Source organism: Mesorhizobium sp. M1D.F.Ca.ET.043.01.1.1 (assembly GCF_003952385.1).
Classification (GTDB): domain Bacteria; phylum Pseudomonadota; class Alphaproteobacteria; order Rhizobiales; family Rhizobiaceae; genus Mesorhizobium.
This window is the reverse complement of the sequence record NZ_CP034444.1, coordinates 5601012-5617130: the sequence shown is the minus strand read 5'-3', so window position 1 is coordinate 5617130 and position 16119 is coordinate 5601012. Positions and strand designations below refer to the sequence as shown.

Here is a 16119-nt window from a genome sequence, read left to right as displayed (position 1 = left end):
AAATGGTCGGCCTGCTGAGAAATCAGAAGGTCCGCAACGCGCTGTTGCAGGTCTTCTATGTCGGCTCGCTTGCAGCACTTGTGCTTGCCGGGGTGATGATCGCGAGGCGCAACCTTGCGGAGCAAGGGATCACCTCGGGATTCGACTTCCTCTACAAATCGACGGGCTGGGATGTGAGCTTCTCGCTCCTGCCCGTCACGGCCAACGATCCCTATTGGTGGTTCTTCCTCATCGGGATCATCAACACGCTGTTCTTGGGCAGCATCGGATTGATGATGGCGACGATCGTCGGGACGGTCGTCGGGCTCGCGCGCACCTCCTCGAACGAGCTGGCGCGGCTGCTAGGCCGCACCTATGTCGATATCTTCCGCAACATCCCGCTGATCCTCCAGGTCTTCTTCTGGTACGCGATCATCACGCACCTGCCGACACCGCGCGCCGCGCATGAGGCCTGGGGCGTGCTGCTGACCAGCCGCGGGCTCTACCTCCCTGCTCCCAATATCGGCGGCGTGGCCATGGCGCTGGCCATTGTGGCCGTGATTGCCGCCGTCGTGCTGCCGGTTTGGCTGGGCAGGACATCGCGCCTCAGCCAACCAGTCGGCGAACGGCTCGCCATCCAACTCGCCGGCGTAGCGGCGGCGCTGGCCTGCGCCGCCGTCATCCTGATCGTCGGTCGCCTGCCGGACCTGCCGCTGCTCGACTTCCCTGCCCTGCAGGGCCTCAACCTGAAAGGGGGCTTCCGCATCCCGCCGGAATTTTCCGCGCTCGCGGTCGCCATCGCCATTTATGGCGGCTCCTACATCGCCGAGATCGTGCGCGGCGGCTTCAAGGCCGTCGGCAAGGGCCAGGTGGAGGCCGCGCTCTCCCTGGGCCTCAGCCCCTGGCGTGTCTTCACGCTGGTCAAGCTGCCGCTTGCGCTGCGCGCCATGCTGCCGATCCTCGCCAACCAGTATATCTGGCTGATCAAGGCGACGACGATGGGCATTGCGGTCGGCTTCACCGACTTCTTCATGATCGTGGCACTGACCATCAACCATTCCGGTCAGACGCTGGAAGCGATCGGCATCCTGATGGCGGGCTTCCTCACCATCAATCTCAGCCTGGCTGCCGTGTTCAACCGCATCAACAAGGCCATTGCCCTCAAGGGCAATCAACTGAGGGGGTGACAGATGGAAATGGTCGTTGTCGCGCCGCCTGCTCCTGGAGCACTCGAAGATCTGAGACGACGCTTTTTTGCGACGCCGCTGCAGGCCTTGTTGTCGCTGGTCTCCCTGGCGATCATGGTCCTGCTGGCCTGGAAGCTGCTCAACTGGGCGATCTTCTCGGCCGTGTTCACCACCAGCGGCGGGCCGGAGGCCTGCCAGGCGGCGGCGGGAGCCTGCTGGTCGGTCATTGCCGCCAGGTGGCGCATCATCCTGTTCGGACTCTATCCCTTCGAAGAGCAATGGCGCTCCGCGCTGGCCTGCGTCACCGTGGTGGCTATGACGGTGCTAAGCTGTATCCCGGCCTTCTGGACGGGGCGCCGGATCGCGCTGGTATGGGGAACCGGAACAGCCCTCTACTACGTGCTCATGAAAGGCGGTGTGCTCGGCCTGCCCTATGTCGGCGAGGAGGCCTGGGGTGGATTGGCGCTGACCCTCTTCATCTTCGTGACGACATGCCTGATCGGCTTCCCGCTGGCGATCTGCCTGGCCTTGCTGCGTCGGTCGGACCTGCCCTGGATTTCCAGGACCACCGGCCTCATCATCGATGGGGTTCGCTCGCTGCCGCTGATCTCGATCCTCTTCACATTCGCCATCGTTTTGCCGTTCGCGTTGCCGCAGTGGCTGGCTGGCGACAAGCTCTACCGGGTGATCCTGGGTTCCGCCCTGTTCTTCTCCGCCTATCAGGCCGAAATCGTCAGAGGCGGCATGCAGGGCGTCCCGAAGGGACAGGAAGAGGCCGCGATGGCGCTCGGCATGAGCTATTGGCAGCGCATCGGCCGCATCCTTCTGCCTCAGGCCATGCGCAACGCGTTGCCGGCGACGATCAACCAGTTCGTGGTCGCGTTCAAGGAGACCTCCCTGGTGGTGATCGTCGGCTTCTTCGAAATCCTGGCTTCCGGCAACGCCGCCTACGGAACCGGCGATTGGCGCTTCGCCTATGTCGAGGTCTATGCCTTCATTGCGCTGATCTATTTCGTCTTCGTCTTCAGCCTGTCCCGCTACGGCGCCTTCCTCGAACGGCGCATGTCGGTCGGCGAACGATAGGAGGGGCCCGCAAGTGAATTCGACGCAGTCATCCGGACCAGCGGTTCGCATCGAGAACCTGGACAAATACTATGGGTCGTTCCGCGCGCTGCGGAAGATAAATCTTTCCGTGGAACGCGGGGAAAAGATCGTCGTCTGCGGTCCCTCCGGCTCCGGCAAGTCCACCATGATCCGCTGCATCAACCGGCTGGAGCAGCACAATGGCGGCAAGATCACCGTGCTCGGCACCGAGCTCGACGACGATGTCGGCAACATCGACGGTATCAGGCGCGAGGTCGGCATGGTTTTCCAGCACTTCAATCTGTTTCCGCACATGACGGTGCTGGAGAACTGCATGATTGCTCCGATGATCGTCCGCAAGCGGCCGCGAGCGGAAGCCGAGGCAACCGCCCGGCGCTATCTGGAGAAGGTCCGCATTCCCGAGCAGGCGACGAAGTTTCCCGGTCAGCTCTCCGGCGGCCAGCAGCAGCGCGTCGCGATCGCGCGCGCGCTCTGCATGCAGCCGCAGATCATGCTGTTCGACGAGCCGACCTCGGCGCTCGACCCGGAAATGATCGCCGAGGTGCTGGATGTCATGGTCACGCTTGCCTCCGAAGGCATGACGATGATCTGCGTCACGCATGAGATGGGCTTTGCGCGCCGGGTCGCCGACAGGGTGATCTTCATGGACGGCGGCGAGATCGTCGAGGAAGCGCCGCCTGAGGAGTTCTTCACCTCTTGCCGTAACGAGCGCACCCGGCAATTCCTGTCGCAGGTCTTGGGTCATTGAGCCGGGTGCCGCCACTGTCTATACGCGGCGTGCCGCACATGTCAGGTATCTCAATGACCGACCCCGTCACCACGTTGCGCCAAATTCTCGGCCCGAAAGGCTGGCTTTCGGGCCCTGACGCCGAGCCCTACCAGCGCGACTGGCTCAACCGCTATGGCGTTCGGCCCCTTGGCGTCGCCCGGCCGTCGAATACCGCCGAGGTGGCCGCACTCGTCAAGGCGTGCCGCGAGGCAGGACTTGCCGTTGTACCGCAAGGTGGCAACACAGGCCTGTGCGGTGGCGCCGTGGCCCAGCAGCCCAACGCGGTGATCGTATCTCTTTCGCGCATGGCGGCAATCGGCGAGACGGATCCGGAGGGCGGATCGATCCTTGTCGAGGCTGGCGTCGTGCTCGCCACGCTGCACGAGGCGCTCGAGCCGCATGGCCTGATGTTCCCAATGCATCTCGGCGCCGAAGGCAGCGCCAGGATCGGCGGCCTGATCGGCACCAATGCCGGTGGCAGCCAGGCGTTTCGCTTCGGCATGATGCAGGATCTTGTGCTGGGCCTCGAAGTCGTGACTCCGGACGGCGCGATATGGGACGGCCTTCGCGCGGTGCAGAAGGACAATGCAGGCTACCAGTTGCGCAAGCTTTACTGCGGCGCCGAAGGCACGCTGGGCGTCGTGACGCGCGCGGTGCTGCGGCTCTATCCCGCACCTAAGCAGCAGGCGAGCGCGCTTCTGGTCATGTCCGACTTCGCCGCCGCCGTTTCGTTCGGCGCCTTCCTGCGCGGCGAGGCCGGCGAGTTCCTTGCCGGGCTCGAATTCTTCTCCGATGTCGGCCTGGCGCTGGCGCTCAAGCATCTGCCCGACCTCGCCTACCAACTGGAGACGCGGGGCGACGTCTATCTGCTCGTCGAACTCGCGTCGGGGTCGACGCGGGTCCCGCTGGACGAGATCCTGAATTCGGCGCTGGAATGGGGCATGGAGCAAGGCATGGTGGTAGATGGCGCGCTGGCCTCTTCAGGCGCGCAGCGGGCGCAGTTCTGGCGGCTGCGCGAGGAACAACCGGAAGCACAACGTCTGGAGGGCGAGCAGTTGAAGCATGACATCTCGGTGCCGCCGGGCGCCATCGCCCGTTTCATCGAGGCCGGCGCCAAAGTCTGCAACGACATTCTGCCTGGTGTGCGGATCAATCCGTTCGGGCACCTCGGCGACGGCAACATCCACTACAATCTGTCTCCTCCGGAGGCTCGCACCGACTTCGACGGCAAGGCCGTGGAGTTCGCCGAAGCGCTGTCATCGCTTGCCACGGAAATGGGCGGCAGCTTCGCGGCGGAGCATGGACTTGGCCGCGCCAAGATCGGCATGGCCGATCGCAACCGAAGCGCAGTGGAGCGGGACCTCATGGCGCGGTTGAAGGGCGCGCTTGATCCAAAGGGGACGATGAACCCCGGTGTGCTGGTGCGCTCGCCACTATAAAGAAAAACTTTCGAATGGATCGCATTTCTTGATTTCGCCGCGATCCACCAGAGTGCAGGAATAAATCCGAAAAGGCAGGCTCGGTCCGCTTGCAGCAAGTTCCAAGAGGATTTCGAAGCATGGTCCGCAATGGCGGTCACCTTCTTGTCGAGTGCCTGATTGCGCTGGGCGCGACCAAGAGCTTCGGCGTTCCCGGCGAAAGCTATCTGGCCGTCCTCGACGCGCTTCACGACACCCATGGCAAGTTGGATTACGTGCTCTGCCGCAACGAGGGCGGCGCGTCGTTCATGGCCTCGGCTTATGGCAAGCTGACCGGCACGCCGGGTATCTGCTTCGTGACGCGCGGCCCGGGCGTGACCAATGCCAGCATCGGCGTCCATACGGCCATGCAGGACAGTTCGCCGATGATCCTGTTCGTCGGCCAGGTCGGAACCGACATGAAAGGCCGCGAGGCGTTCCAGGAAATCGACTACCGGGCGGTCTATGGAACCGTCGCCAAATGGGCGGTCGAGATCGACGACGTCGAGCGCCTCCCCGAGATCGTGGCGCGGGCCTGGACGACGGCCCTGACCGGACGGCCCGGCCCCGTCGTTGTCGCGCTGCCGGAAGACATGCTGACCACCCTGACCGAAGCCGCGCCGCTCAACGGGCCGGCAGCAATCTTCGAGCCGGCGCCGTCACAGGACGCGATTGCATCCGTGCTCGAGTTGCTGGCATCGGCCGAGCGGCCGGTCCTGCTCATGGGCGGCGCCAACTGGACGGCGGACGGACGTGCCGCGCTCCAGGCCTTAGCCGAAGCCTCTGACATTCCTGTCGTCGCGGCCTTCCGCTACCAGGACCAGTTCGACAACCACTCGCCGGTCTTCGTCGGCGAGGCCGGCGTCGGTATGGTGCCGCATGTGAAGAACCTCATCCGCGATGCCGACGTGATCCTGGCGGTCAATGTCCGCTTCGGTGAGATGACGACGGACGGCTACACGCTGCTTTCCGTGCCCGTACCGCGCCAGAAGCTGATCCATGTCCACGGTTCCGATCGCGAGATCGGCAAGATCTATGTGCCGGCGGTCGGCATTCACGCCGGGCCGAACGCCTTCGCCAAGGCGCTCACCCCAATCAAAGGCACCTGGGCCGACTGGCGCGCTGCAGCGCGCAAGGCCTATGAAGGCACCTTCGCCGCGCCCGTGCAGCCCGGTCCTGTCGACATGGTCGCGGTCAGCGCCTGGCTGCGCGAGACCGTGCCGGCCGACGTCATCCTCACCAACGGCGCCGGCAATTTCACGGTATGGCCGAACAAGTTTTTCAAGTTCGGGCCGCAAGCCCGTCTGCTCGCGCCACAATCCGGCGCCATGGGGTATGGCCTGCCGGCAGCGATCGCCGCCAAGGTGGCCTACCCTCGGCGCACGGTCGTCTGCTTCGCCGGCGACGGCGACTTCCAGATGAATTGCCAGGAACTCGGCACCGCCATGCAGGCGGGCGCACAGCCCATCGTGCTGATCGTCAACAACGGCATCTATGGCACGATCCGTGCCCATCAGGAGCGCAACTATCCGGCCCGCGTCTCGGGAACCACGATCGAGAACCCTGACTTCGTGGCGCTGGCAAAGGCTTACGGTTTTCACGCCGAGCGGGTCGAAGCCACGCAGGATTTCGCGGCGGCGTTCGAGCGAGCGCTGCAGTCCGGGACAGGCGCCGTCCTCGACATCGCAGTCTCGCCTGAAGCGCTCACGCCCCGGCAGACCCTCTCCCAGATGCGCGACGCCGCGCTCGCTTCCCAGAAGGCCAAGGCATGACCTCCAGAACTGACGACATCCGCCTCGGCGCGGACATCGGCGGCACCTTCACCGACATCGCCCTCGACGTCAGGGGGACGATGTTCTCGACCAAGGTGCTGACCAACTACGCGGCTCCCGAGCAGGCGATCCTCGACGGCATCGCCGTCGTCGTCCGCGATGCCGGCATCTTGCCCGCCGAAATCGGCATCATCATCCACGGCACGACGCTCGCAACCAACGCGCTCATCGAGCGGCGCGGCGCCAAGACCGCGCTGGTCACGACGGAAGGGTTCCGCGACGTGATCGAGATGCGGACGGAAAACCGCTTCGAGCAATATGACCTCAGCCTGCAACTGCCGACGCCGCTCATCCCGCGCGAGGATCGTTTCACGGTCAAAGGCCGCATCGGCGCCGAAGGCCAGGAGTTGCAGCCGCTCGACGAAGCCGCTCTTGAAGAGATCGCTGACAAGATTGCCGCCGGCGGCTTCGGCTCGGTGGCGATCGGCTTCATCCATGCCTACGCCAACGCGGAGCACGAGCGCCGCGCCCGCGAGATCCTCTCCACGAAGCTCGGCATTCCGATCTCGATTAGCGCGGAAGTCTCGCCACAGATGCGCGAGTTCGAACGCTTCAACACCGTCTGCGCCAACGCCTATGTGCGCCCGCAGATGGCCGACTATCTGGCGCGCCTGCAGACACGACTGAAGGAGATGGGCGCCGAATGCCCGGTCTTCATGATCCATTCGGGCGGCGGGCTGATCTCGGTGGAGACAGCTTCGGAGTTCCCGGTGCGGTTGGTCGAGTCCGGCCCGGCTGGCGGCGCCATCTTCGCCGCCGATATTGCCCGGCGTTTCGGCCTGGAAAAGGTCGTTTCCTACGACATGGGCGGCACGACCGCAAAAATCTGCCTGATCGAGGACTATGCGCCGCGCACGGCCAGAACCTTCGAAGTGGCGCGCACCTACCGCTTCTCGAAAGGCTCCGGCATGTCGATCTCCATCCCGGTGATCGAGATGATCGAGATCGGCGCCGGCGGCGGCTCCATCGCTTGGGTCGACGCCATGGGCCGTATACAGACCGGGCCCGAAAGCGCCGGATCGGAACCGGGCCCGGCCTGCTACGGCCGCGGCGGCAAGCGCCCGGCGATCACCGATGCCGACCTGGCGCTCGGCAAGCTCGATCCCGACAATTTCGCCGGCGGCGCAATCAAGCTGGACACCACTGCGTCCGAGCAGGCCATCCTGCGCGACGTCGGCGAGCGCCTGTCGCTCGATGCCATGTCGACGGCCTTCGGCATCTGCGAGGTGGTGGACGAAAACATGGCGAACGCGGCACGCGTCCATGCCGTCGAGAGCGGCAAGAACATTTCCGACAATCTGATGATCGCGTTCGGCGGCGCGGCCCCGCTTCACGCCGCAAGGCTCTGCGAGAAGCTCAGCATCGACCAGTGCATCGTTCCCCGGGGCGCGGGTGTCGGCTCGGCGATCGGCTTCCTGAAAGCGCCGTTCGGCTATGAGGCGCTGGCGTCGAAACTGACGCGCCTGTCGCGGTTCAAGCCGGCCGAGGTCAACGCGTTGCTTGCTGACCTCAAGGCCTCCGCCGAAGGCTTCGTGCGCAGCGGCGCCAGCGGCAGGATCGTCTGCGAGATCACCGCCTTCATGCGCTATGCCGGCCAGGGCTGGGAAATTCCCGTGCCGCTGGCGGACGAGCCGTTCGGCGACGATGCGGTCGCAAGGCTCAAGGACCGGTTCGAGGAGAACTACCAGCGCTTCTTCGGCCGCGCCATCGAAGGGCTCGACGGGTTGGAGATCGAGATCGTCACTTGGTCGGTCAAGGCGACGGATGTCCGGCCCGCCGTCACCAAGCATGAACTGGCCACCGGCAAAAAAACCAAACAACCAACGACGACGCGCGCGGTCTTCGATCCGGTCAGCGGCGCGCCGCGCAGCTACGGCATTGTCGAGCGCGACACACTTTGCACCGGCGACCGCGTGGCCGGCCCGGCAGTGATCGTCGAGCGTGAGACCTCGACCGTCGTCACCACCAGCTTCGACGCCGTCATCCAGAGCGACGGCGCAATCCTTCTGACCCGCAAAGGCAGCCAGGCATGAGCGACCCAGGCACGAACAGCATTGGCGAAATCCGCATGCAGGTCATGTGGAACCGATTGATCTCGGTGGTCGAGGAGCAGGCGCTCACCTTGCTGCGCACCGCCTTCTCGACCTCGGTGCGCGAATCCGGAGATCTGTCGGCCGGCGTGTTCGACCCGCGCGGCCAGATGCTGGCGCAGGCCGTGACCGGCACGCCCGGCCACGTCAACACCATGGCCGAGGCCGTGCTGCATTTCATGAACGAAATCCCGCGCGAGGACATGTTCGAGGGCGACACCTATGTCACCAACGATCCCTGGCAGGGCACGGGCCATCTGCACGACATCACCATGGTGTCGCCGTCGTTCCTCAACGGCAAACTGGTGGCGTTCTTCGCCTGCACGGCGCATGTCGTGGATGTCGGCGGGCGCGGTTTCGGCGCCGACGGCAAGTCGGTCTATGAGGAAGGCATCCAGATTCCGATCATGAAGTTCGCGGAGAAGGGCAAGATCAATCTCGACCTGGTCAGGATCCTGCGCGCCAATGTCCGGGAGCCGAACCAGGTCGTCGGTGATTTCTACTCGCTCGCCGCCTGCAACGAAGTCGGCCACCGCCGCCTCGTCGACATGATGAAGGAGATCGGCCTGACCTCGCTCGACGGGCTCGGCGAGTTCATCTTCTCGCGCACCCGCGACGCCATGCTCGAACGCATCAAGGCGCTGCCCAAGGGCAGCTGGTCGAACGAGCTGGTGACCGACGGTTACGACGAGCCGGTCAGGCTCGCGGCCACGGTTTCGGTCCGCGACGACCATGTCGAAGTCGATTTCACCGGCACCGATCCGATGAGCCGCTGGGGCATCAACTGCCCTATCATCTACAGCAAGGCCTATGCCTGTTACGCGCTGAAATGCGTCGTGGCGCCGGACATTCCCAACAACGCCGCCTCGCTTGCCTTCTTCACCGTGTCCTCTCCGGTCAACATCCTGAACGCCGTGCGGCCGGCGCCGGTGGCGCTGAGACACATCTTCGGCCACATGGTTCCCGATCTCGTGCTCGGCGCGATCTCTCAGGCTTTGCCGGGCAAGATCCTCGCCGAGGGCGCAGGCGCTCTGTGGAACATCCACATCTCGGTTCGCCCGGTCGCGGGCAGCTCGGGCCGCCGCGCCGAGGTGCTGATGTTCAACTCCGGCGGCATGGGTGCACGCCCCGGGCTCGACGGCTTGTCGGCGACGGCCTTTCCGTCAGGCGTGCACACGATGCCGATCGAGGCGACGGAGCACACCGGGCCGATCGTCATCTGGCGCAAGGAACTGCGCCCGGACTCAGGCGGCGACGGCGAATTCCGCGGCGGCCTGGGGCAGATCATCGAGATCGCAGCAATCGAGGGACACGAGTTCGACTTCTCGGCCATGTTCGACCGCGTCAACCATCCACCGCGGGGACGCAATGGCGGCAAGCCCGGCATCGCCGGCGTGGTCAAGCTCGATGACGGCACGAAGATGCGACCGAAGGGCTGGCAGCATGTGCCGGCCGGGCGTCGGCTGATCCTCGAACTGCCGGGCGGTGGCGGCTATGGCGATCCGTTGAAGCGCAGCGCCGCCGCGCAGGCCGACGACCGATCCAAAGGATACATCTCGGAGAACGACAGATGAGTTATCTTGCCTCGCGCTTGTCGGTGGTGAAGCCTTCGGCCTCAATGGCGGCATCGCAGGCCGCCAAGGCGTTGCGCGCCAAGGGGGTCGACGTGATCGACCTCGGGCTCGGCGAGCCCGATTTCCCGACCCCGCTTCACATCATCGATGCCGCCCATTTCGCCGCGAAAGCGGGACAGACGCTCTACACCGCTTCGGCGGGCACGCTTGAGGTGCGTGAGGCGGTGGCCGGCAAGTTCCGGCGCGAGAACGGACTCGACTATGTGGCCGACGATATCGTTGTCGCCAACGGCGCCAAGCAGATCATCTTCAACGCGCTGATGGCGACGCTGGAGAGCGGCGACGAGGCGATCCTGCCGGCCCCCTACTTCGTTTCCTATCCGGAGATGGTGAAGCTGCTCGGCGGCACCCCGGTCGTCGTCGAATGCCCGGAAACCACCGGTTTCCGATTAACGCCGGCGCTGCTGGAAAAAGCGATCACGCCAAGGACAAAGTGGCTTTTCCTCAACATGCCCGGGAACCCGTCTGGCGCGGTCTATTCCGAGGCCGATCTCAAGGCACTAGGCACTGTGCTGGCGAAGCATCCGCAGGTGCTGATCCTCTCCGACGAGATCTACGAGCACATTCTCTTCGACGGACGCGAATTCGTGTCCTTCGGCAAGGCCTGTCCCGGGCTCAAGGACCGGACATTGATTGTCAATGGCGTGTCGAAATCCTATGCCATGACCGGCTGGCGCGTCGGCTATGCGGCCGGACCGGCGCCGCTCATCAAAGCGATGTCGACGATCCAAAGCCAGTCCTGCACGTCGGTGTGCTCGATCGCCCAGGCAGCGACCGTCGCGGCGCTCAACGGCCCGCAGGACGAGGTGGCGCGTTTCCGCCAAGCCTTCGAGGCGCGCCGCGACCTGGTCGTCGACGGCATCCGCAAGATCAACGACCTGACGCTGTCGCCGCCGGACGGCGCTTTCTACGCCTATATCGGCTGCGCCAGCCTGATCGGCCGCAAGACGCGCAAGGGCGCCGTGCTGGAGGATGATGCGACCGTGGCAAACTATCTTCTGAACGAAGGCCGGGTGGCGTCGGTGCCCGGCGTCGCCTATGGACTGTCACCCTATTTCCGCATCTCGACCGCGACCAGCGAAGAGGTGCTGACCGAGGCGATCGCGCGGATCAACGCCGCCGTCGCGCAAGTGGAGTAGAGAATGCCGCATTACGAACGTATCCTGATCACCGGCGCCGCCGGCCGCCTCGGCTCGGTGTTGCGCAAGGGGCTGGTCCCGCTGGCAAAGACAATTCGAGTGGCGGGGCGTGAACCGTTCTCCGATCTCGCGCCGCACGAGGAAGAAGCGGTGTTCGATCTCGCCGACATGGAGGCGACGATCGCGGCGACCAAGGACTGCGACGCGATCGTGCATTTCGGCGGCGCGCCGCTCGAATGTGAGTGGCAAAAAATCCTCGATTCCAGCATCCGCGGCTCCTACCACATCTATGAAGGCGCGCGGAAACACGGCGTGAAGCGCGTCGTCTATGCGTCCTCCGTGCATGCCATCGGCTATCACGAGATCGAGGCGCATATCGGCGTCGACGCGCCGGTGCGCCCCGACAGCCTCTATGGGGTGTCGAAGAATTTCGTCGAGAGCCTCAGCCGGCTCTATTGGGACAAGTTCGGCATCGAGACCGTGTGCCTGCGCATCTTCTCGTCCTTCCCGGAACCCGCCGACCGCCGCATGCTGTGGTCCTATCTCTCCTTCGCCGACTGCGTGCGTCTGGTCGAGGCATCGTTGACCGCGCCACGCGTCGGCCACACGATCTCGTTCGGCGTCTCCAACAACAAGCTGAAGATGGTCGACAACAGCGGCGCGGACCATTTGGGATTCGTCGCGCATGACAGTGCAGAGCCATTCCGCGCCGCCGTCGAGGCGAAGACGCCCGTTCCCGACCCGACCAAGCCGTCGGTGAAATATCTCGGCGGCTGGTTCTGCGAACTTGGGCACCCCGACGACAAGCCGGCGTGACGATCAGGTTTGAGCTTATACGTTCAGTAACTTCGTGATCGTCCAGAAGTCTGCTTTCAAGCCGCCGCATGTGTGGCTGAACGGCCGGTATGCGGCACAAAGCGGCCGTCACTCACTGCGCGCTGCAGGGCGAAGAGTCCCGCGCAGGTTCCGATTGGAACCAGCCCGCCGACTGCATCGGCCTCCTGCCGCCCGAACCCGTCTAGGAACCGAGATTAGAGGAGTATGTCCCAAGCCGTCGGTCTCATAAGCTCTTGATCACCGAAGCAGCGACCTCGAACAATCGAGAGGGCTCCGCCCCGCGCGACACTACGTCGGCCGCAGAATTGCAAGTAGGCTGGTCGGGGGACCGATGTCCCGCCTTGCGGTTCGGCTCGGATCGCGCCGTGCGAGGCTGCAAACACGAGCGGTACGGGATACAATCACCGGAGCGAATGCGTCCCCGGGATGGCTCAAATGTCCTCCGTCGATTCTCTCGCCGCGAGATTATTGTCGGCGACATTGATGTTCGATCGGGCGTCGTTGCTGGCGCTCGAGGCTTTGGCTGCCGAGTCCGACCGTCGAGTCCTAAGGCGCGGTGAGGTCCTGGTTCGCGAAGGCGATCCATCGGACAGGTTCTTCGTCGTGCTGTCCGGTCGCTTTACGGTACACAAAGGAGATCCGATTGGCTCGGTCGCCGAGATCGCACAGGGCGAACTAGTCGGCGAAATTGGTTTCTTTGCTGGGCTGCCCCGTACGGCCACGGTCCTTGCAGCGCGCGATTCGATCGTCCTTGAAATCAGTCGTAATCATTTCGAGAAGGCGGCCGAGGCTTTGCCGAACCTGAGAGAGGCGGTCACAATATCTCTGGCGCGCCGGTTCGCCACGCAATCTCCGATTTTGTCCCGTCTCCAGAAACCTGCCAAGATCCGAACGCTTGCCATCATTGCAGCCGGCGGAAGTCGCATCTCACCGGTTTTCATCGGGCACCTACAGCAAGAGTTCGGTGCGGTCACGCGCGCTCAGTTCGTTTCCCGGCTTGACGTCCACGCGAAGTTCGCAGGTCGTCCGATCGACGACCAGCCGGTCCTTAACTGGTTGAACGAACTGGAGGCGCAAGCTGACTTCGTTGTCTACGTCGCCGATGAAGAGCCTAATGAATGGACACGAGTCTGCATTCGCCAGGCCGATACCGTCCTGTTGCTAGCGAACGCGTCCTCCTCGCCTCGCTTGAACACGTCCGAGGAATTGGCGCTATCGGTCCATCCACCATCGACCGGTCGGCTTGTCCTAATTCACGACAATCGCTCGGCTGCGGTCTCCGGCACCTCTGCGTGGCTCGATGAGCGTCCCCATGTCGGCCAGCATCATCATGTTGCGCTGGAGGACGGGGCTGATATCCAGCGCCTGGTCCGATTTATTTCCTGCAAGGCACGTGGCTTCGTGGCGGCGGGGGGTGGGTCCCTGGGCAGCGCCCATCTGGGCGTCTACAAGGCCTTCGTCGAGGCGGGCGGGCGCTTCGACTATCTCGGCGGGACGAGTTCCGGAGCGGCCATGATGGCCGGCTTCGCAAGAGGGTTGGACGCAGAGCAGATCGACCGCGGCACGCATAACATATTTGTCAAGAGTCGGGCGTTTCGGCGCCCCACCTTGCCGCGTTTCGCGCTTCTAGACCACAAAGCCTTCGATCGAGCCCTTCGGGAGGAATACGGCGATGTTCTGATCGAAGATCTTTGGCTTCCGTTCTTTGCGCTTTCGACCAATCTGAGCAGCCGTCAGCCCCATCTCCACCGGCGTGGAAAACTCTGGCAAGCCGTTCGGGCATCCGGCTCGCTCCCGGGTGTCCTGCCGCCGTTCTTTACGGCTGACGGCGATATGCTGGTGGACGGCGCCATCATGAACAATTTGCCGCTGGAACAGATGAGGGAACTCAAGACAGGCCCCAATGTCATTGTGAGCTTTGGGTCCAGTGGACCGCAAAAATACCACATCGACTATGACCGCATCCCCGGCAGATCGGAAATGGCGGTCGCCCTGCTGAATCCTTTCGGCCGGGCCCGCTTGCCGCAGCTTCCGAGCATGCTTCAGGTTATTGCCGCGAGTATGCTGGCACACGGGCCGCAGGACATTGCCGTCGGCGACGAGGATGTCTTGGTCTGTCCGCAGGTTTCGGGCACAGTCGGCTTCATGGATTGGAGTCGGCATTCCGAGTTGTTTTCGGACGCCTACGACCGCACGGCGCAATGGATCGAGGAACGTCTCCGCCAGAACGACCCAGGGCTCCGGGCGGTGCTCGGTAACGGACATACTTAGCGCATCACAGCGCGTACCGGCAGCCCGAACATCAAAAGTGCGGCGATGAGCAATGCACGGCAAGGGAGGCAGGTTCGTCAGGGTGGAAACCGGAACTTCGATGCGAACCCAACAGAGAGCTCGCCGGCTGTTCTACGCGCTCAGTCCTCGGACAAGCCGGCCAGAGAACTATCAGAAGCGGCGCGGGATCACGGGACGTCGCCTGGCCGGACGTGACGCGCAAGGAGACGGCATCTTTGCAACCGCGACGATCACTCCGGCAGGCCGGAGATGCTCGGCGCCTCGACGTAACGCTCAGCCCGGCTGCGGTTAGGATTAAGCTACCGCAGAGTTTAAGCTGTACTGTCGGCGAGCTTTCTCATCCTGCCCCCGCTCTCCCTTTCGCAAGTGCACTGCGGTACTGCGTCCGGTACAGCATCCCATGGCACCCAACACGTGGCCCTTGGGAGTGCGTGCTGGGATCAACCCATGCAGCGACGGTACTGATTGCCGGAAGGTTCGTCGGTCGTGACTCATATGTCCATGAATCCAGTTGCGCTTTACCCCAATGGGCCGCGACGGAATGCTGATGGTTTCAATGGATCACCCTTAAATTGTCTGTTGAAGGATCCGAATTGCTCGAAGGACGCCGCGCTCGCCTCGCGCTGTTTGCGCAAGCATCATTTCGCGGCTTGACCAGCCAAGCGGTTGGGATGCCTAAGATGCGTCGGCGTGATGCCCACATGCTGGCGGAACACCCGGCTGAAATGCCCGGCATTTTCAAAGCCGCATCTGTAGGCGATGTCCCCTATTTGCAGGTCGCTCCCTTCCAGCAGCGACTTTGCATAATGCACCCGCAGTGCCAGATAGGCGGCCATTGGGCTGGTGCCCAGTTCGGTCGCGAAAAGGCGCTCAAGCTGGCGCCGCGAGCAATTCAGGCGGCTTGCGATCTCGGTGACCGACACCTTCTCCTGGAGATTGCTTTCCATCAGCAGCAAGGCCCGCTTCACCGCGCGGCTCGCGGCCTCGGGAAACAGGTCGCCGACGGGCTGCACGTCCCTGACGTTGCGGATCCGATCCAGCACCAGGATCTTGGCGGCTTTTTCCGCCGCCTTCTGGCCGATGAATTGCGACACGAAATAGCCGGCGAGGTCGGCAGCACCTGTGCCTCCGGCGCATGTCGCGCGGCCGCGGTCGACGGAAAACAGGCTGTCGGCATGCGCGTTCACCTCGGGAAACTCGGCGCGAAAGTCCTTGATGTGGAACCAGCTGACGGCAGCGCTGTAGCCGTCCAGCAAGCCATAGCGCGCGAGCACGAAGCTTCCCGTGCAAAGTGCGGTTATGGGCACACCCTTCTCGACGGCCCGCAAAAGGAATGCCTCCTTTTCCGAACTGAGATTGCGGTTCGTGTCGAGCAGTCCACCGACCACAACGATGTTGTCGAAATCCTCCGGATTGCTTATCGCCTTCGTCGGCAGCAGTTCGACGCCACAGCTCGCGCGAATCGGCAGGCCGCGCTCGCCGACGATCTGCCAGTCGAATTCCACCCTGCGGCTGCGGTCGCCTTCATCGCCCGCCAGGCGCAGCGTATCGATGAAGAGCGAAAGCGGCGACAGGGTGAAATCGCGGACCAGCAGAAACGCAAACTTCTTGGCCATTCGTTTTCGGGACCATCCCTTGCGTTATCCAAAGCTCATCGAGACGAAAATGCCTTTCCCTCTGGCGAGCTATCGATCATCCGCCTATATATTGTGTACCAAGAAAATACAATCTGTTGGCTCACCCGCGAGCCCATGAGACCGTTACAACAGTAGCAGCAGTGAGCGGACGTTAGAATCATT

The 16119-nt window shown here is 63.6% G+C and carries 11 protein-coding genes; 10 read left to right on the top strand and 1 reads right to left on the bottom strand.

Annotation, left to right across the window (positions count from 1 at the left end):
• Positions 1 to 2 precede the first annotated feature (2 nt).
• The 10 genes from EJ067_RS27200 to EJ067_RS27155 all read left to right on the top strand — a co-directional run bounded on the left by EJ067_RS27200 (position 3) and on the right by EJ067_RS27155 (position 14299).
• A complete protein-coding gene (locus tag EJ067_RS27200) occupies positions 3 to 1166 on the top strand; it encodes an ABC transporter permease subunit (protein WP_126088248.1) in 1164 nt (387 codons plus the stop codon).
• Between the two features lie 3 nt (positions 1167 to 1169).
• Complete coding sequence (locus EJ067_RS27195) at positions 1170 to 2249, top strand: amino acid ABC transporter permease (RefSeq protein WP_126088247.1); 1080 nt, start codon at positions 1170 to 1172, stop codon at positions 2247 to 2249.
• 13 nt (positions 2250 to 2262) lie between these two features.
• Entirely contained in the window at positions 2263 to 3018 is a 756-nt protein-coding gene (locus tag EJ067_RS27190) for an amino acid ABC transporter ATP-binding protein (protein WP_126088246.1), read from the top strand.
• Positions 3019 to 3056: 38 nt separating this feature from the next.
• A complete protein-coding gene (locus tag EJ067_RS27185; protein WP_245468064.1) occupies positions 3057 to 4478 on the top strand; it encodes an FAD-binding oxidoreductase in 1422 nt (473 codons plus the stop codon).
• 119 nt (positions 4479 to 4597) lie between these two features.
• Positions 4598 to 6268 carry a thiamine pyrophosphate-binding protein gene (locus EJ067_RS27180; protein WP_126088245.1) on the top strand — a complete coding sequence of 557 codons (1671 nt, stop codon included), beginning with the start codon at positions 4598 to 4600 and terminating at the stop codon, positions 6266 to 6268.
• A complete protein-coding gene (locus EJ067_RS27175; protein ID WP_126088244.1) occupies positions 6265 to 8361 on the top strand; it encodes a hydantoinase/oxoprolinase family protein in 2097 nt (698 codons plus the stop codon). The genes EJ067_RS27180 and EJ067_RS27175 overlap by 4 nt, the downstream gene beginning before the upstream one ends.
• Entirely contained in the window at positions 8358 to 9992 is a 1635-nt protein-coding gene (locus tag EJ067_RS27170; protein ID WP_126088243.1) for a hydantoinase B/oxoprolinase family protein, read from the top strand. The genes EJ067_RS27175 and EJ067_RS27170 overlap by 4 nt, the downstream gene beginning before the upstream one ends.
• Positions 9989 to 11191 carry a pyridoxal phosphate-dependent aminotransferase gene (locus EJ067_RS27165; protein ID WP_126088242.1) on the top strand — a complete coding sequence of 401 codons (1203 nt, stop codon included), beginning with the start codon at positions 9989 to 9991 and terminating at the stop codon, positions 11189 to 11191. The genes EJ067_RS27170 and EJ067_RS27165 overlap by 4 nt, the downstream gene beginning before the upstream one ends.
• A 3-nt stretch (positions 11192 to 11194) precedes the next feature.
• Positions 11195 to 12007: an NAD(P)-dependent oxidoreductase gene (locus EJ067_RS27160; RefSeq protein ID WP_126088241.1), complete on the top strand. Its 813-nt coding sequence runs from the start codon at positions 11195 to 11197 to the stop codon at positions 12005 to 12007.
• A 456-nt stretch (positions 12008 to 12463) separates the two neighbouring features.
• The gene (locus tag EJ067_RS27155) at positions 12464 to 14299 is read left to right on the top strand and encodes a patatin-like phospholipase family protein (protein ID WP_189510126.1); all 1836 of its coding nucleotides are present in this window, start codon (positions 12464 to 12466) and stop codon (positions 14297 to 14299) included.
• A gap of 659 nt (positions 14300 to 14958) precedes the next feature.
• Here the strand turns inward: EJ067_RS27155 and EJ067_RS27150 are convergent.
• On the bottom strand, positions 14959 to 15936 hold the full coding sequence (locus EJ067_RS27150; protein ID WP_126088239.1) for a GlxA family transcriptional regulator: 978 nt from the start codon (positions 15934 to 15936) through the stop codon (positions 14959 to 14961).
• Between the last annotated feature and the right edge of the window lie 183 nt (positions 15937 to 16119).